The sequence below is a fragment of the Plantactinospora mayteni genome (genome assembly GCF_016862935.1).
Taxonomy (GTDB): Bacteria; Actinomycetota; Actinomycetes; order Mycobacteriales; family Micromonosporaceae; genus Plantactinospora; species Plantactinospora mayteni.
In genome coordinates this window covers 174,706-191,695 of sequence record NZ_BONX01000035.1, presented here as the reverse complement: position 1 = coordinate 191,695, position 16,990 = coordinate 174,706, and the positions used below count along the sequence as shown (strand labels likewise).

Below are 16,990 nucleotides of genomic sequence, written 5' to 3'. Positions count from 1 at the left end.
TCAGAGCCATTCGCCGATGGCGGCGATGTGGATGGTGGCCTGGTAGCGCACGGCGAGTTTGTCGTATCGGCTGGCCACGCCGCGGTGGCGTTTGAGCCGGTTGATACCACACTCCACGGCGTGGCGCTGCTTGTAGATGGCGGGGTCGAACGCCGGGGGTCTGCCGCCCTTCGACCCTTTCTTGCGGCGGTTGGCGTCCTGGTCGGCCTTGGTCGGGATGGTCGCCTTGATGCCGCGTCGGCGCAAGTAGTCGCGGTTGGCCTTCGAGGTGTATGCCTTGTCGGCCAGGACCCGGTCGGGTCGGGTGCGTGGTCGACCGCCACCGGGACGTGGCACCCGAATGTTGTCGAGGACCCGGATGAACTGCGGGCTGCCGCCGCGCTGCCCAGCAGTGATCAGCATCGACAGCGGCTTTTGGCCCTGCTCACACCCGAGGTGCAGCTTCGTGGTCAGCCCGCCACGGGAACGACCCAGCGCATGGTCGGCCGGCTCGACGTCCACACCGCCCGGCGGCTCTTTCTGATCGTCCGGGGCGGTACGGGCACCGGTCGCGTGCTGGTGCGCCCTGGTGATCGTGGAATCGACGCTCACGTCCCAAATGATCAACCCGACTTCATCAGCCTGCGTCTGCAGTCCGGTCACGATCCGCCACCATGTCCCATCCCGTTGCCACCGCCGGAACAGTCCGTACACCGTCTGCCACGGTCCGTACATCGCCGGGACATCCCGCCACGGCGAACCCACCCTGACCCGCCACCGGATTCCATCGATGAGCTGCCGTTTCGTCCACTTCGACGGACGTCCCGTCCGTGCCGTGGGCAGCAGCGGCTCCAACACCGCCCACTGAGCGTCGGTCAGGTCGAACCGCCTCGTCACCGGTATGGTGGCCACGAGGTCTCCGGATGATGGCTCTTCTTGGTCACTGAACCATCTACCGGAGATCTTGCCGTGTATCAGCCGATGACTTGCCGGAAGTTCCTCACAAACCATCCGCCTGGGCAGTTATGAAACACGGCCTAGGGTTGATCCCGCCACGTACGTCCCGCGCCTGCACCACGGTCCCACTGACGTCGCCCCAGACCGAGTTGAGCACGCCGCCTTGTGCTGCGATGAGGGCCGCATGAACCCGAGTCCAATGGCTGCGGAACTCCTCCCCGAAGACCGGGTCGGCGGCAGACTCCTGCTCCAGGAGATCGGCGAGTCGGCTCGCGGTGACCGGAGTCGACGGTTGGCACAGCGCGGCGTCGACCACAGCCCGCTCATCCGGTCGATTCCGGAACCGCTCCCGTACGTACGAAATCAACGACTGCGCCGCAGACCGGCCACCCTCGGCGAGTTCGGTCGTCGCCCAGGAGACCAGCGCCGCGACCGCGGTGACCATGACGGGATCTGCCATTCGCAACACCTCCGAAGGATGGCTCGCCGTAGCGTCACCACAGCCTTGTCGACGGGTAGTAGTTCAGCTCATCGATGTTACGTTAGGTGCTCACCCAATCACGCACCCTCGGAGGTCACGATGAGTGGAAAGCGATGGGAGGCGGACCCGTCAGCGGAGCTGGCCCGGCGCTGGGGAAAGTCGTCGCACGAGTTGGGGAACACGTCCGGCGACGGGAGCTGCCCGGACATCTGGGAACTGGCCAACGGTGACGTGGCGGTGATCGGGCAGGACCTGACGGAGGCTTATCGGGGCAGGCTTCCCGACGGGGTGTCGGTCGATCCGGGTGAGCGGCTGGTTATTATCCCGCGATCGACGATGATCGCGGCCAAGGTGGACATACCTGATGCGTGACCTCTTCGCCGGTGATCCCGGGGAGCGGCTGAGCCTCGCGGAGTACTGGGCCGACTTCGAGCAGCGGTTCTGGGCGACCGCTGCTCCGGGATTCTGGAAGCTGGAGCGGCAGCAGACATTCAAGGAGCCCGGCGATGACGGCTGGCAAGCCTTCGCCGCAGGGCGGTGGACAGAATCGCTCGAGATCCTCGACCAACGACGCACTGAGTTCGCGAGCTACTACCGCAGAATCGCCGAGCGTGGATTCCACACGCGCCGGGTCCGGGTGGTCGAGAAGCCAATCACGCCCTACCTACAGTGGGAACTGCACGTCCTCCGGTTGCGCCATGAGTACGGCGGGCTGACCCGGGTCGTCGGTCCAGATCGGGTCTGCGGGTACGAGGTGAGCGGGCCGCTGCCGGAAATCTACACGCTTGGCACCGACGTGATGTACGAGGCGATCTACGACGACAACGGGGTGCTGGCAGCGGCTCAGCGGTGGCGGGACCGGGATCTGGTGGTTCGGTGTCAGCGGTTCGTCGCCGACCTCTACCGCGACGGAGAGCCGCTGGACGAGTTCTTCGACCGGGAGGTTGCCTCCCTGGAGCCACCCGGCGGGCAGTGACGGATGGGCCTCGGGACGTCGGGCGACGACGAGCGGGACGCCCGCCAGGTGAACCGCTCCGAGCTGGCCGGGCCGGCCGATCTGGTGCAGGCGCGAGATGTCCACGGCGGTGTGCATTTCCACGGAACCGAGCGCGAAGCATCCGAGCAGCCCCCACGGCAGCTTCCCGGCGACGTACGCGGCTTCGTCAACCGGCTCGACGAGTTGTCGGTCCTCGACCGGGTGCTGCTTCATGAACAGGGGAAAGCTGCCGACCTCACCCTCGTTGTTATCGCCGGCACCGCCGGGGTGGGGAAGGCCTCACTCGCCCTGCGCTGGGCTCACAGCGTCCGTCATCGCTTCCCTGACGGGCAGCTCTACGTCAACCTGCGGGGATACGACCCGGGAGCACCCGTCACGCCGGCGCAGGGGCTCGACCGTTTCCTCCGCGCCCTGGGAGTCCCCGCTACGGCGATCCCGCCGGACCCCGAGGACCGGGCCGCCCTGTACCGCTCCCGGCTCGCCGACCGACGTGTGTTGGTGGTGCTGGACAACGCCGCCACCGTCGGGCAGGTACGCCCGCTGCTGCCCGGCACCGACGGTTGCCTGGTGCTCGTCACCAGCCGTAGCCGGCTCTCCGGGCTCGTGGCCCGGGATGGTGGGCGCCGGCTGACCCTGCGCGTCTTGCCGGAGGAGGACGCCGTCGCCCTGCTCCACAACGTCACGGCGAGCTACCGCCGCGACGACGATCCCGACGACCTGGGTGAGCTGGCGCGGCTCTGCGCCCGACTGCCGCTCGCGCTCCGCATCGCCGCCGAGCGGGCAGCGAGCCGGCCCTTCATGCCGCTTCGCGAGCTGATCCGGGACCTGCGGGACGAGTCGGCGCTCTGGGACGCTCTGACCGCCGAGGACGACGAGGAGGCGGATGCGGTTCGGACGGTCTTCGCCTGGTCGTACCGCTCACTGCCGGACGGGGCAGCCCGGCTCTTCCGGCTGCTCGGGCTGCATCCCGGACCAGACTTCAGCACGGAGGCGGCGGGCGCGCTCTGCGATGCGCCGGGCCACCAAGTCCGACAGCTACTCGACGTACTCGTCGGGGCACATCTGCTCGAACAGCACGCACCCGGACGGTATCAACTACATGACCTGCTGCGCGCCTACGCCCTGGACCAGGTACGACAGCACGAAAGCGAGGAGACGTCACAGGCTTCGCTGCGGCGGGTACTCGACTGGTATTTACACACCGCGGACGCCGCGCTGGCGAAGGTCCTGCCCTTCAGTCCGACGACTCCCACGGCTACTCCCGATGACATCACGGCACTGAGCTTCGCCAGCAGCACCGAGGCGGCAGCCTGGTTCGAGGCGGAGTGCGACAACCTGGTCGCCTCGACCCGGTCTGCGGCAACGGCGGACCTGCACCGCATCACCTGGCAGCTCGCCGCCGTGCTGCGAAACGTCTTCATGCACCAGAACGCCTTCGATAGCTGGCTGACGACCGGCCGGCTCGGTTTGGCAGCCGCCCGCGCCGTCGGCGACCGGCATGCCGAGGCGGAGATGTTGGAGGGCCTCGGCAAGGCCCACTTCCAGGCCCGCCAGTTGGCCGAGTCCGCCGAGTACCACCGGGCCGCGCTGGAGATCCGGCGCGAACTCGGAGACCGGTTCGGCATCGCCGTCTCGATCAACGCTCTTGGACTGCTCGGCCTCCGGCACCGCCGACTCGCCGGCGCCCTCGTCCACTTCCAACGCAGTCTGGAAATCTTCGAGCAGCTCGGCGAGCGGCGCTGGACGGCGCTGCTGCACAGCAACCTGGCCGAGGCCCACTACGAACTCGGCGACCTGACCGACGCCGCCGCGCTGCTGGGCCGCGCGATCGTCGTACAGCGGGAGATCGGCGACCGTGGCCAGGAGGGGAACTCGCTGTTCTTCCTGAGCATGACCCTGCGGGAGCAGAGGCGGGTCGATGAAGCGCTGACCGCCATCGATGCGGCGCTGCGGATCGCCCGTAATGCTGGCAACCCGGTCTGGCTCGCCCACTGGTTGGTGGAGTACGCCCGGGTGCTTCGAGCACTGGATCGAGCGACCGAGGCGCTGGGAGCCCTACACGAGGCGGCGACTCGGCAACGGACAATCGGCGACCACAGCCGCGAGGCGATGGCTCTCGACGGCACCGGTGAGGCGTACCGGGACCTCCGTCAGCCCGACGAGGCGGTCAGGTTCCACCTGCGCGCGGCGATGGTCCATCGTGAGCTGGGCGACGACTGGCAGCTGGCCAACACGCTCGATCACCTCGCCGCCGCCCTGGTCGACGCCGGGCAGCCAGAGGAGGCGGCCGAGCATCGGCGCGAGGCCCGGTCCCGCCTGGCCCGGTTCGACGACGCCCGCGCGTTCGCCGTACGCGCCCGCATCGACAGGATGCTGGCCGAGCCCCCAGGTTGACCGGTAGCCGCAGGCTGGCGGGGTAATCGATACACGGGTCATCACCAGCTACTTCCGCGATTGTTTCGCAGATGCGGCCGGCGGGCGGGGCTACGGCAGTCAGGGCAGCTCAGCGTCGCCCCACACTGACCGCACCAACGCGCCTTCACCTTGAACAGGAACAGGCCGGCGGCGAACGCAAGGACCGCGACCGCCGTCAGCACGATGAACGAGTCCACCACTGTCGTCACCTCCCCGGTTCTGCCGGCAACCGGTGGATACGGCGGGAGCAGGGGCCGTCATGGTCGGCCCGCAGCAGGCAAGGCCGCCCGTTCGGAAGCGCCGCGTCGCAGAAGGTGCGATGCCGTACGTCGGGATTCGCCTCCGTCGAGACGGTGGTGGCCCGCGGGTCGGCCTGCGGCAGGAAACGCACCGACCAGGCCGCCACCCTGGCCAACCGGATCGCGCCGGCCAGATCGGCGGCGACGACAGGCAGGTGTACGACGTAGCGCGTCATCGGCCTTCCCACCTGTTGCCTGTTCCGGTGTGCCGGGCCTGCCAGCGCCGGAGCGTGTCTCCGAGCCGAGCCGTCTCCTGCTGACTGTGGGCCAGCGCCTGCTGCACGGCGGCCAGGTCGCCGGCCACCCGTTCCAGGAATTCGCGTACCTCGGTCGGGTCGAGTCCACGTCGGCCGAACCCCACGGTCCGGAATCGACGCTCACGTACCTGCCAGGGCATCAGGGTCGGGCGGCCGGTGGCCGGATAGGGAATCCCGCTGCGCCCTCGCGCTGGCCGATGGCTGTGCTCGCCCATTGCCGGACCGCCTTCCTGTCATCGAGTGGGTGGGTCCGCCCGCCCTCTGCAAGGCGGACCCACCCCGCCCTGCCACCACAGCTCCGCGGGCTTTACCGGTGGCAGGGCTGCTCATGGTTGGTGGTGCGGAGCGCGGCGGCCGATCGGGGGAGTCGGAGGACGACCGCCGCGCCGGTAGCCATCCTGTGACAGTCCGGAGTAGCTTCGCAATGTTCTAAAGCGGAATTTCTGCTCCAGAACTTGACTTTTTTTACTGAAACCCATAAATGTTGCAGAGGGGCGAGTCACAAGGTTGCTGGATGGAACCAGGGAGGGTCCAGATGGCAGAGGACATTGGTTCGACCGTGCCCCGCAGACAGCTTGGCCGAATGCTCCGACAGTTTCGGACCGAGGCCGGGGTCACCCTCGACGCCGCCGCCGACGAGTTGGAGTACAGCCGGCAGAAGATCTGGCGTATCGAGTCCGGCACGGGCGCCGTCCGGGTGCTCGACGTCAAGGCGATGTGCGAGCTGTACGGCGTGACGGCGGAGATGACCAACGCGATGCGTGGACTCGCCGTCGAGACGAAGTCCAAGGGCTGGTGGCACGCGTACGGCGACGCCGTCCCGAGCTGGTTCGAGCTGTACGTCGGCCTCGAATCCGCCGCGTCACACCTCCGTGAGTACGAGGAGACCCTGATCCCGGGACTGTTGCAGACCCGGGAGTACGCGTTGGGGCTGGCCAAGATTGATCGACCAAAGGCAAGTGAGGAGGAGCGTGGGCGGGCGGTCGAGGTGCGATTGCAGCGACAGGCTCTGCTCACCCGGCGGTTACCGGAGCCGCCCCGGCTGGACGTGATGTTGTCGGAGTCGGTGCTACGGCGTGCCGTAGGCGGTCCGCAGGTCATGTCGGGACAGCTTGAACACCTGCTTGATGCGGCTGAGCTACCCAACGTGTCCGTTCGGGTCCTGCCCTTCACGGCGGGACCACATTCCGGCGCCGTGGCCGGGTCATTCGTGATCCTTGACTTCCCCTCCGGCAAGGGCGGGCGAGCCGAGGCCGAGCCCTCTGTCGCCTACAGCGAGTCGCTGACCGGTGCACTCTACCTCGAGAAGCCAGAGGAGCTGCGGGCCTATGGGGACGCCTGGAGCAGCTTGGAGGCACTCGCACTCGATGAGTCAGAATCGAAGGAGATGATGAGGAAGATCATTGGAGAGATGCGGCATGACTGACCTGACCGGCGCCCGTTGGCGCAAGAGCACCCGCAGTGGCGGCAACGGCGGCAACTGTGTCGAGATCGCCGATAACCTGCCCGGCATCGTCGGAATACGCGACACCAAGGACCCGGGCGGCCCAACACTGACCTTCGATCCGAGCGATTGGACTGTTTTCGTCACGGCTCTGACCAGCGGTACCCTTCACCGCTGACCAGTCCTCATGCCATGAACGCCTCCGGCTGCGGAGGCGTTCGCCTTTCGGCCGCCAACCCGGTGCGGAGGGGCGTCCTTCCCTCCGCACCGGGTTCCCCCGACGTCAACTGGCGGCGCTGGTGGGCCGCAGCCGTTGACAGGCAGCGCGGGTGGCACTTCCTCGCGGGACCGAATCCGGCGTCGCAGAAGCCGGACCCGACTCGACGGCCGGCCGCCGACCGAGATGCGTTGCCGAAAACTTCCGGTAATCTAGCTCCGTCGATGTGCCGTACCACTATTAATACCCATCGAGCGCCCTCGACACAAGACCTGTACGCGCCAGACACCAGCCCATCCGCAGCTCCCGGAAGATGGCCGGAAGTTCCGGTGGCAACGGCGCGTTGACAGTCCAGATCGCTACGACGGGTCCCCGGTCGACGCTCAGCTAACCGCGACGGTAGACGGAGATGTGACTCCTGCTGTCGGCGTCGAACGGTCGACGGTGCCAGTCGGCGTACCGGTCGGCGAGCCGGAGACCGGCCTGCTCCGCCAGCTCGTCGATCTGCTCGGGCCAGGCGTACCGCATGCCGAACGGCTTCAGGTGCACACCCTGACCGTCGAACCTGATCGTCTGCCGGATGAACGTCTGTGCGGCCCGGTCGAACCGGTGCAGCCGGATCGTCGCCGAGTCCTCCGTGACGTCCCAGACCTGGACCTGCTGCTCGGTCCGGTCCATGTCGACCGGGTCCGGGACGTACGCCTCGATCACGAACGCGCCGCCCGGCGCCAGCACCCGCGCGACGTTGCGGAAGCAGTCCTGCTGCCGCCGCGCGTCGACGAGGTTGAACAACGTGTTGTAGACCAGGTAGGCCAGGGTGAACGGCCCGTCGACCGGTACGTCCGCCATGTCACCGACAACCACCGGCAACCGCTCGCCACCGGGCTTGGCACGGAGCTGTGCCACCATCTCCTCGGACGCCTCGACGCCCTCGACCACGAGGCCGCGTGCGGCCAGTGGAAGTGCGATCCGGCCGGTGCCGATCGCGAGTTCCAGCACCGGTCCGCCGTCGGCCAGACCCGCGAGGAAGTCCACCGCCGGGGCGGGATCGGGGTTGGGGCCGTTGTCGTAGCCGGCGGCCCAGAGCCGGCCGAAGAGCCCGGGATCGTCGAGGAGCGACATCACTCGCCCTCCTCGCGCCGGGTCGGCCGAGCGGCCGGCGAGATCCCGGTCGGGCGTGTCCTACCGGCGCCCGCCGCTGTGCTGGTCGTGGAGTTCGACGTACTCATGAAGCCTCATATCCTTCGGATAGCCGATGACTGCTCGCTGACTGGACATGGGCACTCGTGGCATGGCCGTCTCCTCTCGGTGGCTTCCGGTCGGCTCTGACCGCCGGGCAGAGTCAGGACAACAGAACCCCGGTGACCCCGGCAACCGCTTTACGGGGTACGGCTCAGGCCGGGCCGAGCAGGTCCCACCGGTTGCCGGCGACGTCCCGGAACACCGCCACCCGGCCGTACGGCTCGGTCCTCGGCAGGCTCACGAACTCGACACCGGCCGTGACCATCCGGTCGTACGCGGCGTCGAAGTCGTCGACCCGGAGGAAGAACCCGACCCGGCCGGCCACCTGGTCGCCGACCACGGCACCCTGCCGCTCGCCGTCGGCGCGGGCGAGCAGGATGCCGGTCTCAGCACCGGGTGGCCGGACCACGACCCACCGTTTCGGGCGACCGTCGTTGGTCAGCGACGGCGAGTCCTCGACCAGTTCGAAGCCGAGCGCTCCGGTGAAGAACTCGATCGCCGGGTCGTACTCCGCCACCACGATGGTCACCAGATCGATCCGCACCTGACGGAGACTAGGCCCCGGGTCCGGCCACGAAGCCCGAGCCCTCACCGGCCGTGGTTCCGCTGGTCCGGGCCAGCTCACCGATGCTCCACCGACGTCCGGTGTCGTCTCTCCCGGTCACGCCCGGAACGCTACGACCTCCCGTGACGTCGGGTTCAAGTCCGGAACAACGGGAGTCGGCCTCGGGAAACAGCCGGGTACGCTGGCTGCCCGCCCACCGGCTCGGCCGGGACGACGGACCCGCACCGGAGTTCGCCGACCCGGGAGGACGTACCGAGGAGTCAGCACCCGATGAGCCGGGAACGAGAGGACGTGGTGGCGGCCAGCCGTGGCGACGACCTGCTGACCCTCGCCCGCCTGTCGGTGGGGCGGGAGGCGGTACGCGGCATCCTGGACTGGCTCGGCCGGCGTACCGGTGGCGCGGCCCTGCTGGTCGGGGCCGACGGGAAGGTACTCGCCGAGCCCGCCGGCCGGCCCGGAACCGGCGCCCGGATGTCCCGGGCCGTCGGCGCCGCCGTGGCGGATCTGTCCCGGCGCGGGTCGGGCGCCGCCGTCGTCGACACCGGCGGACCGACCAGGGTGCACCTGCTGAGGCTGGGCGGCGCCGACCCGGACCCGTCGGCCGCGTCACTGGTCGCCCGGGCCGAGGAACAGGTCGGGTACCTCGTGGTCGTCGCCGCCCCCGACCGGCAGCTCGGCGAACTGCTCGCCGACGCCGCGCGGACGCTGTCGCTGTGCTGGCGGGTCGAGGAGGCGGACCGGGCCCGCCAGCGGATCGTCGCCGCCGACGCGCACGGCCGGGAGGCGGTACTGCACCTGTTGATGGTCGGCGACCTGCCGCCCGCCCGACGGATCGCCTCGGCGCTGCGACCGCAGCTGCCGGACGCGCTCCGGGTCTGTGTGATCGAGTGTGTCGGCCGGCAACGGTACGAGGTCGCCGCCGAGATCGACCGATCGCTGGCCGGCCGGGCCTGGATCGTGCCCTGCCCGGTCCGCTCGACCCATCTCATCGCCCTCGTACCGGCCGAGCCGTCGTCCGCCGCCGGTGCCGCCTCGGCAAGCCCGGGGACCGATCGACGAGGTGCGGATCGGGCCGATCCGGCGGACCGGCTCGGGCGGCTGATCATCGCCCGGGTCCGGCAGTGCCGGGTCGGGATGAGCGAGCCGGTCGCGTTGCCGGACACGGCCAGCGGCTACGAGCAGGCATTCCACGCGCTGGCGGTGGCCCGAGCCACGACCAACGGGTACGCCCGCTTCGACCGGCAGCACGACCTCGTGCCGCTCACCGGCCCGGACGGGTACGCCTGGGCCCAGCGGCTGCTGCGACCCTGTCTCGGCCACACCCCGGCCCGCCGGGCCGACCCGGGCGCGGCGGAACTGCTCGGTACGCTCAGCTCGTGGCTGGCCTTCGACGGCGCGGCCAGCCGGCACCTCAAGATCCACCGCAATACCCTGACCGGTCGGCTACGACTGCTCAACGCGCTGCTCGGACTGGATCTCCTCCGGGTCGGTGACCAGTCCACCGCCTGGCTGGCGCTGCGGCTGCGCGACGCGCCCCGGCCGGACACCCCGGAGGCCGGAACGGTGCTGACCGCAACCGCCGCCCGGGAGGTAACCCTGGAGCACCTGCTCGCCGCTCCGGCCGTGACGGCGTGGGCCCGGGCCCGGCTCCGCCCCTTGCGACAGGCCGATCGGTCGACCGGACTCGAGACGGTACGGGCCTGGCTGGCCGCCGACACCAACCTCTCCGCCACCTCGGCCGTGCTCGGCATCTCCGTGTCGGCCACCCGCAAGCGGCTCGCCCGGTCCGAACAGGCGCTCGGGCGTTCGCTGCTGCACGCACCGGACGCCCGGCACGAACTCTGGCTCGCGCTACGCGCGATCGAGCTGGCCGACGACCACTGAGCGCCGGCTCGACGAAGCGCGGCCACGGCCCGGCTGTCCGGCGGCCCGGCCGGAGGCGCGCTCGCCGCGCCCGACGGGACCAGCAGCGCCGTCACGGTGCACGGCAGGACCGGAAGCGTGGTCAAGCAGTGAACGGCGAAACCAGCAGCGGGGTCACCGCGCCCGGCGGGACCGGTACGAGAGTCACTGCGCACAGCGGGAGCGGCAGCGCGGTCGCTGTGCACGGCAGGACTGGTACGAGGGTCGCTGTGCAGATCAGCCCCTCGCGGCCGGCTTCCGTGGCGCCGTACGGTGGCGGTGCCGATGCGGGGGACGGCCACCGTCCGGCGCCCCTTCGGGCTATGCCACGAGGGCGAAGGGCAGCCGGACGGTGGCCTTGGCATTGAGGTGGCGGCCGATCGACAGGCAACAGCCGGCAGGCGGCCGAATGACGGGCTACAGCCGGCAGGCGTCGATGGCGGTGACCAGGATCGCCCGGGCGCCGACGTCGTACAGCTCGTCCATGATCCGGTGTACGTCCTGGCGCAGTACCATCGCCTGCACCGCCACCCAGCCCTCCCGGTGCAGCGGCGAGATGGTCGGCGACTCGATCCCCGGGGTGAGCGCGCTGGCCTTCTCCAGCAGGTCGGCCCGGACGTCGTAGGCGAGCATCACGTACCGGCGGGCGACCAGCACCCCCTGGAGGCGCCGGACGAGCTGGTCCACCTGCCCGTTGGCCGGTGCACCGGTCCGGCGCACCAGTACGGCCGACGAGTGCAGGATCGGCTCACCGATGATCACCAGTCCGGCCTGCCGGAGCGTCGCGCCGGTGGAGACGACGTCCGCGACCACGTCGGCGACGCCGAGGCGTACGGCGTTCTCGACCGCGCCGTCGAGCCGGATCACGGTCGCGGTGAGCTGGTGCTCGGTCAGGTACCCCTCGACCACCCCGGGATAGGCGGTGGCGATGCGGCGGCCGGCGATCTGGTCGATCGTCGAGACGGTTTCCGGCCGGGCGGCGAACCGGAAGATCGACCCACCGAAGTCGAGGTCGAGCATCTCCTCGGCCGGGCTGGCCGAGTCGACCAGCAGGTCCCGGCCGGTGATGCCGAGGTCGAGGTCGCCGGAGCCGACGTAGGTGGCGATGTCCTTGGGGCGGAGGTAGAAGAATTCGACGTCGTTGGCGTCGTCCCGGCAGATCAGGTCGCGGTCGTCGCCGCGCTGGCGGTAGCCCGCCTCGCGCAGCATCTGGGCGGCCGGTCCGGACAGGGTGCCTTTGTTGGGAATGGCGATGCGCAGCATCGGGAGTGCTCCTCGCGGTCAGGGATCGGAATCGGGCTGACGGTGGCGTCCGGCGCGGCCGGGATCATCGGCCCGGCGGGTGGCCGGGTGGCGATCGACGGGGCGGGACGCTTGCGGGGCACTACAGATGTCGGTAGACGTCCTTGAGTTCCAGACCGGTGGCGAGCATCAGCACCTGCGCCTGGTAGAGCAACTGGGAGATCTCTTCGGCAGCCCGTTCCGGACCCTCGTGCTCGGCGGCCATCCACGCCTCGGCCGCCTCCTCGACGACCTTCTTGCCGATCGCGTGCACGCCGCGCTCCAGCGCGGCCACCGTCGCCGAGCCGGGGGTGCCGGCTGCGGCCTTGGCCTGCAACTCGGCGAACAGCTCCTCGAACGTCTTCACGGAATCGGATTCTCCCAGGCTGCCGGCACCGGCCGGGTCGCCGGGTCGGCCGGCGGCCCACCAGGTGGACCGCCGGCCGGTTCAGCGCACCGTCACGGTGTGGTCGTCGAGGAACCGCTCGGACCCGTCCTCCAGCGAGATCGCGTACGCGGTCAGCGTGTACCGACCCGGCGGCAGCGTGACGCCGACCTTCGCCTCCCCCTGGGCCGGCCCGGCGATGGAGAGCGTGACCACCTGCTCGCGCACGGTACGCGTACCCTGCTGGATCCGGAGCTGGGCGGTCGCCTCCGGCAGGATCCCGGCGACGTGCACCTGGAAGCTCCGGCCGACCGCGTCGCCGTGCTGCGGCGAGATCAGCCAGACCGGGGCGAGTACCTCCATCGCCGGGGCCCGGCGCAGTACCCCGGAGGTGGCGACCCGGCCCCAGAGCCGGTCGACCGGTGCCCCGTCGAGCCGCAGCCGCAGCCCGGACACCCCGGGCACCGCCGTGGCGGTCCAGACCAGTTGCTGCACGGCCAGCCGCGCGGTGACCTCGTCGACGCCGTTCCGGGCCGCCCCGGCGAGGTCGACGGTGGCGATGCCGTCGCCGACGGTCACGTCCCGCAGGTCGGTCCCCGCCGGCCACGGGTTGCGGTAGTCCGGGTCCATCCCGACCGGTCCGTCCAGCAGGTTCCGCAGCGCGGCGGTGATCCGGTCCCGGGCCGAGCCGTCGTGCAGCCACAGCCGGTGGAACTCCCGGTAGAGCCGGGGGCGGGCGGGGTCACCGCCGAGGTAGTAGACCGGCAGGCCGGCGGTGCTCGCGGTGGGGCCGGGTGCCGGCGTACCCGTGCCGGCGCCGACCGAGGGGGCGACCGCGCCGTCCGGCGGAGTCGGGCCGGGGCGGACGTCGTCCGGCGACGCGGCCGGGCTCGCCGACTGGTCCGCGCCGACCGCGCCGGGTGGCGGCTCGGCCCGGTCGATCGGGGTCGGCACGACCGTGCTGGCCAGCCCGACCACCACCGCAGCCACGCTCAGCGTGGCGATCGTCACCGCACCCGCCGCCAGCGGCGACCAGCCGCCCCACCGACCCCGGGCGAGGCGGGGCAGCGACCATTCCGGTCCGGGCCACCGGCGCCGCGCGCCGCCCCGGTCGCCGGCCCGGATCCGCCGCTGGATGTCGGGCAGCGCGCCCGGTCCCGGCTCGACCCGGGCGGCCTCGGCCGCGAGTACCCGACGCAGCACGTCCTCGCCCCCCGACGCCCACTCTCCCTGCGCCCGCTCTCCCGGCGCCCGCTCTCCCGACGCCGACGCCGACGCCGACGCCGAGGCCGACGTCGAGGCCGATGCCGATGCCGATGCCGATGGTCCGTCGGCGGACGCTCCGGGCCACCGTTGCTCGTTCATCGTTCCGCCCCCAGGCTCTGCTTCAGCGCGGCCAGTCCCCGGAAGGTGTGACTTTTCACCGCGCCCCGACTGACGCCCATCAGGTCGGCGGTCTCCGCCTCGGAGAGATCGAGGTAGTAGCGCAGCACCAGTGCCTCCCGCTGCCGGGTCGGCAGGGTACGCAGCGCCGCCATCACCGCGTCGTGCTGGAGCAGGGCGAGTGCGCCGCTCTCCGCGCTCGGCGCGTCCGCCGCCGGCCCCGTCCCGGCGAGGTACGCCGTCACCACCCGGCGGTGCCGCAGCGCCGACCGGCACCGGTTCAGCACACTGGTCCGCAGGTAGCCCAGCGCCCGGTCGGCGTCCCGCAGCCGGGACCAGTGCCCGTGCAGCGCGACGTAACCGTCCTGCACGATCTCCTCGGCCGCACCCTGGTCGTGCAGGAGCAGCGTGGCGAGTCGCACCAACGTGCGGTAGTGGGCGGCGAAGAGGCTGGTGATCGCCTCGTCCGCCGACCACTGTGCTGGTCCCGGTCGTGTCATGGTCCTCCCGCCGGGCGGGTCGGAGACCAGTTGGGTCGTCACGGCAGGATGACGCGCGACCCCCCGTTACGGTTTACCCGCCCCGCCGGCCCGGCACCACCCGACAGGCCGATCGCCCACCCGACAGGCTGATATCCCTACCGGATCGAGAGACATATCTATGGGTACCCGTCGACGTGTGCCTATGCTGTCGGCCATGGCTCGCCGATCTCTGCCGGTCGCGCTCACGACCGCCACCCTTGTTCTCGCGTCCCTCGTTGGCTGCGCGCCCCAGAACCAACCCGCGCCCGGTCCACCGCAGGCATCCTGCACCAAGGCCGAGTTGAAGACCCGTACGCCGGGCAAGCTGACCATCGCCACCGACGACCCGGCGTACGCGCCCTGGTTCACCGACAACCTGCCCGGCAACGGCAAGGGCTTCGAGTCCGCGGTCGCGTACGAGGTCGCCCAGCAGCTCGGCTACGCCCGGATCGACGTGCAGTGGGTACGGGTCAAGTTCGACACCGCCATCGCGCCGGGGCCGAAGGAGTTCGACTTCGACATCAACCAGTTCTCCATCACTGACGAGCGCAAGCAGGCGGTCGACTTCACCTCGCCGTACTACCTGTCCCGGCAGGCGGTGGTGGCACGGAAGGGCTCCAAGATCACCGGTAAGTCGCGGTTGGCCGACCTCCAGGGGGCCAAGCTCGGCGCCCAGGTGGGCACCACCAGCTACCAGGCGATCACCGACGTGATCAAGCCGACGGTCAAGCCGCAGGTCTACAACACCAACGACGACGCCAAGAAGGCGCTCCAGAACGGCCAGCTCGACGGCATCGTGGTGGACCTGCCCACCGCGTTCTACATCACCTCGGCCGAGCTCAAGGACGCCACGATCGTCGGGCAGTTGCCGCAGGTCGGGCTCCCGGAGACCTTCGGCCTGCTGCTCGACAAGGGCTCGCCGCTGACCGGCTGCGTGAGCGGCGCGGTCGACGCGCTCCGCGCCAACGGCACGCTCGGCAACCTGGAGAAGACCTGGCTCTCCGAGGTGGCCGGCGTACCCGACATCACGTGAAGCTGACCGACCACCACCCCTCACCGATCGCTCGCGAGCGGGCCGGCTACCGGAAACGGCAGACGGTCCGCTCGGTGCTGGTCGCCGCCGCCTCGACCGGAGTACTCGGCACCCTGCTGGTGCTCGCGGTGACCGGGTCGCCCGGCTGGGAGCGGGTACGCCAGTCCTTCCTCGACCCACGCATCGGCCGGGAAGCCCTGCCGGAGATCCTCACCGGACTCTGGCTCAACGTCCGGCTGCTGTTCTTCTGCGCGCTCGGGGCGCTCGCCCTCGGCCTGCTGGTGGCGGTGCTGCGTACCCTGCGCGGCCCGGTCTTCTTCCCGGTCCGGGCGCTGGCCGCCGGCTACACCTACACGTTCCGCGGGCTGCCGCTGATCATCGTGATCTACGTGCTCACCCTCGGCGTGCCCGGGCTGCGGTTGCAGGGCATGCCGCCGGTGCTGATACTCGGCGGGATCGCCCTGGTGCTCACCTACGGCGGCTACCTGGCCGAGGTGTTCCGGGCCGGCATCGAGTCGATCCATCCGAGCCAGCTCGCCGCCGCCCGGTCGCTCGGGCTCACCTACCGGCAGACGATGCGGCACGTGGTGCTGCCGCAGGCGGTCCGCCGGGTCGCCCCGCCGCTGCTCAACGACGTGGTCGCGCTCCAGAAGGACGTCGGGCTGGTCTCCCTGGCCGGGCCGATCGACGCGGTACGGGCCGCCCAGATCGCCACCGCCGAGAGTTTCAACTACACGCCGTACATTGTCGCGGGGGTGCTCTTCGTGCTGCTCGCCATTCCGCTGATCGCGGTCACCGACTGGGTGACCCTGCGCGCCGCCCGCCGGCAGGCCGCCCGATGAGCGTGCCGGTGCTGAGTTGTCGAGGGCTGCGCAAGGTCTTCGGCGGGCACGTCGTACTCGACGACCTCGACCTGGACGTGGCCGAGCACGAGGTGGTGGCGCTGATCGGCGCCTCCGGCTCCGGCAAGTCCACCCTGCTGCGCTGCGTCAACCTGCTGGAGGAGATCGACGACGGCACGATCGGACTGGACGGCGAACACATCACCGACCCGCGCACCGACCCCGACCTGGTCCGCCGGCGGATCGGCATCGTCTTCCAGTCGTACAACCTCTTCCCGCACCTGCGGGTGCTGGACAACATCACGCTGGCGCCGGTCCGGGTGCACCGGCGGGACCGGGCCGAGGCCGAGGCGCAGGCCCGGGAACTGTTGGCCCGGGTCGGGCTGGCGGAGAAGGCCGGGGACTATCCCGACCGGCTCTCCGGCGGCCAGCAGCAGCGGGTGGCGATCGTCCGGGCGCTGGTCAACTCGCCCCGGCTGCTGCTGCTCGACGAGGTGACGTCGGCGCTGGACCCGGAACTCGTCGGCGAGGTGCTGACGATGATCCGGGATCTGAAGGCGGACGGCATGACCATGGTGCTGGCCACCCACGAGATGGGCTTCGCCCGCGAGGTCGCCGACCGGGTCTGCTTCCTCGACGGCGGGCGGGTGATCGAGGACGGTCCGCCGGAGCAGGTGCTCGGGGAGCCGACCCAGCCCCGTACCCGGCAGTTCCTCCGCCGGATCATCGAGGCGGGCCGGCTCCAGGTCGGCTGACCGGCGACCCGGCCCGGGCCCGGGCCAACAGTCGC

20 protein-coding genes are annotated in these 16,990 nt (G+C 70.5%); 9 read left to right on the top strand and 11 right to left on the bottom strand.

What is annotated here, in order from left to right:
* A complete protein-coding gene (locus tag Pma05_RS25475) occupies positions 1–891 on the bottom strand; it encodes an IS5 family transposase (protein WP_203859990.1) in 891 nt (296 codons plus the stop codon).
* A gap of 88 nt (positions 892–979) precedes the next feature.
* A complete protein-coding gene (locus tag Pma05_RS25470) occupies positions 980–1,396 on the bottom strand; it encodes a hypothetical protein (protein WP_203859989.1) in 417 nt (138 codons plus the stop codon).
* Positions 1,397–1,516: 120 nt separating this feature from the next.
* On the opposite strand from Pma05_RS25470, the gene Pma05_RS25465 reads away from it, so the two are divergent.
* From Pma05_RS25465 to Pma05_RS25455, 3 genes are read left to right on the top strand one after another with little or no spacing between them, the layout of a single operon-like run.
* Entirely contained in the window at positions 1,517–1,789 is a 273-nt protein-coding gene (locus Pma05_RS25465) for a hypothetical protein (RefSeq protein WP_203859988.1), read from the top strand.
* Entirely contained in the window at positions 1,782–2,393 is a 612-nt protein-coding gene (locus tag Pma05_RS25460) for a DUF6879 family protein (RefSeq protein ID WP_203859987.1), read from the top strand. The genes Pma05_RS25465 and Pma05_RS25460 overlap by 8 nt, the downstream gene beginning before the upstream one ends.
* 3 nt (positions 2,394–2,396) lie before the next feature.
* Complete coding sequence (locus Pma05_RS25455) at positions 2,397–4,808, top strand: ATP-binding protein (protein ID WP_203859986.1); 2,412 nt, start codon at positions 2,397–2,399, stop codon at positions 4,806–4,808.
* A gap of 41 nt (positions 4,809–4,849) precedes the next feature.
* On the opposite strand, the gene Pma05_RS25450 is transcribed toward Pma05_RS25455, so the two are convergent.
* Genes Pma05_RS25450 through Pma05_RS25440 form a run of 3 tightly spaced genes read right to left on the bottom strand, consistent with a single transcriptional unit; the run spans position 4,850 to position 5,600 of the window.
* Positions 4,850–5,038, bottom strand: a complete 189-nt coding sequence (locus tag Pma05_RS25450) for a hypothetical protein (protein WP_203859985.1) — start codon at positions 5,036–5,038, stop codon at positions 4,850–4,852.
* Positions 5,035–5,304: a hypothetical protein gene (locus Pma05_RS25445; RefSeq protein ID WP_203859984.1), complete on the bottom strand. Its 270-nt coding sequence runs from the start codon at positions 5,302–5,304 to the stop codon at positions 5,035–5,037. The genes Pma05_RS25450 and Pma05_RS25445 overlap by 4 nt, the downstream gene beginning before the upstream one ends.
* Positions 5,301–5,600: a DivIVA domain-containing protein gene (locus Pma05_RS25440; RefSeq protein WP_203859983.1), complete on the bottom strand. Its 300-nt coding sequence runs from the start codon at positions 5,598–5,600 to the stop codon at positions 5,301–5,303. Before Pma05_RS25440 ends, Pma05_RS25445 begins: the two co-directional genes overlap by 4 nt.
* A 320-nt stretch (positions 5,601–5,920) precedes the next feature.
* Here Pma05_RS25440 and Pma05_RS25435 point away from each other — a divergent pair, with 320 nt between their 5' ends.
* A complete protein-coding gene (locus Pma05_RS25435) occupies positions 5,921–6,811 on the top strand; it encodes a helix-turn-helix domain-containing protein (RefSeq protein WP_203859982.1) in 891 nt (296 codons plus the stop codon).
* Positions 6,804–7,007, top strand: coding sequence for a DUF397 domain-containing protein (locus Pma05_RS25430; RefSeq protein WP_203859981.1), 204 nt, complete (start codon positions 6,804–6,806; stop codon positions 7,005–7,007). The genes Pma05_RS25435 and Pma05_RS25430 overlap by 8 nt, the downstream gene beginning before the upstream one ends.
* A gap of 426 nt (positions 7,008–7,433) precedes the next feature.
* On the opposite strand, the gene Pma05_RS25425 is transcribed toward Pma05_RS25430, so the two are convergent.
* Both Pma05_RS25425 and Pma05_RS25420 read right to left on the bottom strand, forming a co-directional pair.
* Positions 7,434–8,168: a class I SAM-dependent methyltransferase gene (locus Pma05_RS25425; RefSeq protein ID WP_203859980.1), complete on the bottom strand. Its 735-nt coding sequence runs from the start codon at positions 8,166–8,168 to the stop codon at positions 7,434–7,436.
* Positions 8,169–8,439: 271 nt separating this feature from the next.
* Positions 8,440–8,832: a VOC family protein gene (locus tag Pma05_RS25420; RefSeq protein WP_203859979.1), complete on the bottom strand. Its 393-nt coding sequence runs from the start codon at positions 8,830–8,832 to the stop codon at positions 8,440–8,442.
* A gap of 291 nt (positions 8,833–9,123) precedes the next feature.
* On the opposite strand from Pma05_RS25420, the gene Pma05_RS25415 reads away from it, so the two are divergent.
* On the top strand, positions 9,124–10,737 hold the full coding sequence (locus tag Pma05_RS25415) for a helix-turn-helix domain-containing protein (protein ID WP_203859978.1): 1,614 nt from the start codon (positions 9,124–9,126) through the stop codon (positions 10,735–10,737).
* Positions 10,738–11,172: 435 nt separating this feature from the next.
* Here the strand turns inward: Pma05_RS25415 and hisG are convergent, their stop codons facing one another.
* The 4 genes from hisG to Pma05_RS25395 all read right to left on the bottom strand — a co-directional run bounded on the left by hisG (position 11,173) and on the right by Pma05_RS25395 (position 14,304).
* On the bottom strand, positions 11,173–12,018 hold the full coding sequence (gene hisG, locus Pma05_RS25410; protein ID WP_203859977.1) for an ATP phosphoribosyltransferase: 846 nt from the start codon (positions 12,016–12,018) through the stop codon (positions 11,173–11,175).
* Positions 12,019–12,139: 121 nt separating this feature from the next.
* Positions 12,140–12,403: a phosphoribosyl-ATP diphosphatase gene (locus Pma05_RS25405; RefSeq protein WP_101366712.1), complete on the bottom strand. Its 264-nt coding sequence runs from the start codon at positions 12,401–12,403 to the stop codon at positions 12,140–12,142.
* An 81-nt stretch (positions 12,404–12,484) separates the two neighbouring features.
* On the bottom strand, positions 12,485–13,624 hold the full coding sequence (locus Pma05_RS25400; protein ID WP_203859976.1) for a GerMN domain-containing protein: 1,140 nt from the start codon (positions 13,622–13,624) through the stop codon (positions 12,485–12,487).
* Between the two features lie 158 nt (positions 13,625–13,782).
* Positions 13,783–14,304, bottom strand: coding sequence for a SigE family RNA polymerase sigma factor (locus Pma05_RS25395; RefSeq protein ID WP_203859975.1), 522 nt, complete (start codon positions 14,302–14,304; stop codon positions 13,783–13,785).
* A 196-nt stretch (positions 14,305–14,500) separates the two neighbouring features.
* On the opposite strand from Pma05_RS25395, the gene Pma05_RS25390 reads away from it, so the two are divergent.
* Genes Pma05_RS25390 through Pma05_RS25380 form a run of 3 tightly spaced genes read left to right on the top strand, consistent with a single transcriptional unit; the run spans position 14,501 to position 16,955 of the window.
* Complete coding sequence (locus Pma05_RS25390) at positions 14,501–15,358, top strand: ABC transporter substrate-binding protein (protein ID WP_203859974.1); 858 nt, start codon at positions 14,501–14,503, stop codon at positions 15,356–15,358.
* Positions 15,359–15,360: 2 nt separating this feature from the next.
* Positions 15,361–16,200, top strand: coding sequence for an amino acid ABC transporter permease (locus Pma05_RS25385; protein ID WP_203860057.1), 840 nt, complete (start codon positions 15,361–15,363; stop codon positions 16,198–16,200).
* The gene (locus Pma05_RS25380; protein ID WP_203859973.1) at positions 16,197–16,955 is read left to right on the top strand and encodes an amino acid ABC transporter ATP-binding protein; all 759 of its coding nucleotides are present in this window, start codon (positions 16,197–16,199) and stop codon (positions 16,953–16,955) included. The genes Pma05_RS25385 and Pma05_RS25380 overlap by 4 nt, the downstream gene beginning before the upstream one ends.
* Positions 16,956–16,990: the final 35 nt, after the last annotated feature.

Coding starts and splice junctions, on each gene's coding strand:
- Pma05_RS25470 (WP_203859989.1), bottom strand. CDS start 1,396: ATGGCAGATCCCGTCATGGTCACCGCGGTCGCGGCGCTGGTCTCCTGG.
- Pma05_RS25465 (WP_203859988.1), top strand. CDS start 1,517: ATGAGTGGAAAGCGATGGGAGGCGGACCCGTCAGCGGAGCTGGCCCGG.
- Pma05_RS25460 (WP_203859987.1), top strand. CDS start 1,782: ATGCGTGACCTCTTCGCCGGTGATCCCGGGGAGCGGCTGAGCCTCGCG.
- Pma05_RS25455 (WP_203859986.1), top strand. CDS start 2,397: ATGGGCCTCGGGACGTCGGGCGACGACGAGCGGGACGCCCGCCAGGTG.
- Pma05_RS25445 (WP_203859984.1), bottom strand. CDS start 5,304: ATGACGCGCTACGTCGTACACCTGCCTGTCGTCGCCGCCGATCTGGCC.
- Pma05_RS25440 (WP_203859983.1), bottom strand. CDS start 5,600: ATGGGCGAGCACAGCCATCGGCCAGCGCGAGGGCGCAGCGGGATTCCC.
- Pma05_RS25435 (WP_203859982.1), top strand. CDS start 5,921: ATGGCAGAGGACATTGGTTCGACCGTGCCCCGCAGACAGCTTGGCCGA.
- Pma05_RS25430 (WP_203859981.1), top strand. CDS start 6,804: ATGACTGACCTGACCGGCGCCCGTTGGCGCAAGAGCACCCGCAGTGGC.
- Pma05_RS25425 (WP_203859980.1), bottom strand. CDS start 8,168: ATGTCGCTCCTCGACGATCCCGGGCTCTTCGGCCGGCTCTGGGCCGCC.
- Pma05_RS25415 (WP_203859978.1), top strand. CDS start 9,124: ATGAGCCGGGAACGAGAGGACGTGGTGGCGGCCAGCCGTGGCGACGAC.
- hisG (WP_203859977.1), bottom strand. CDS start 12,018: ATGCTGCGCATCGCCATTCCCAACAAAGGCACCCTGTCCGGACCGGCC.
- Pma05_RS25395 (WP_203859975.1), bottom strand. CDS start 14,304: ATGACACGACCGGGACCAGCACAGTGGTCGGCGGACGAGGCGATCACC.
- Pma05_RS25390 (WP_203859974.1), top strand. CDS start 14,501: ATGGCTCGCCGATCTCTGCCGGTCGCGCTCACGACCGCCACCCTTGTT.
- Pma05_RS25380 (WP_203859973.1), top strand. CDS start 16,197: ATGAGCGTGCCGGTGCTGAGTTGTCGAGGGCTGCGCAAGGTCTTCGGC.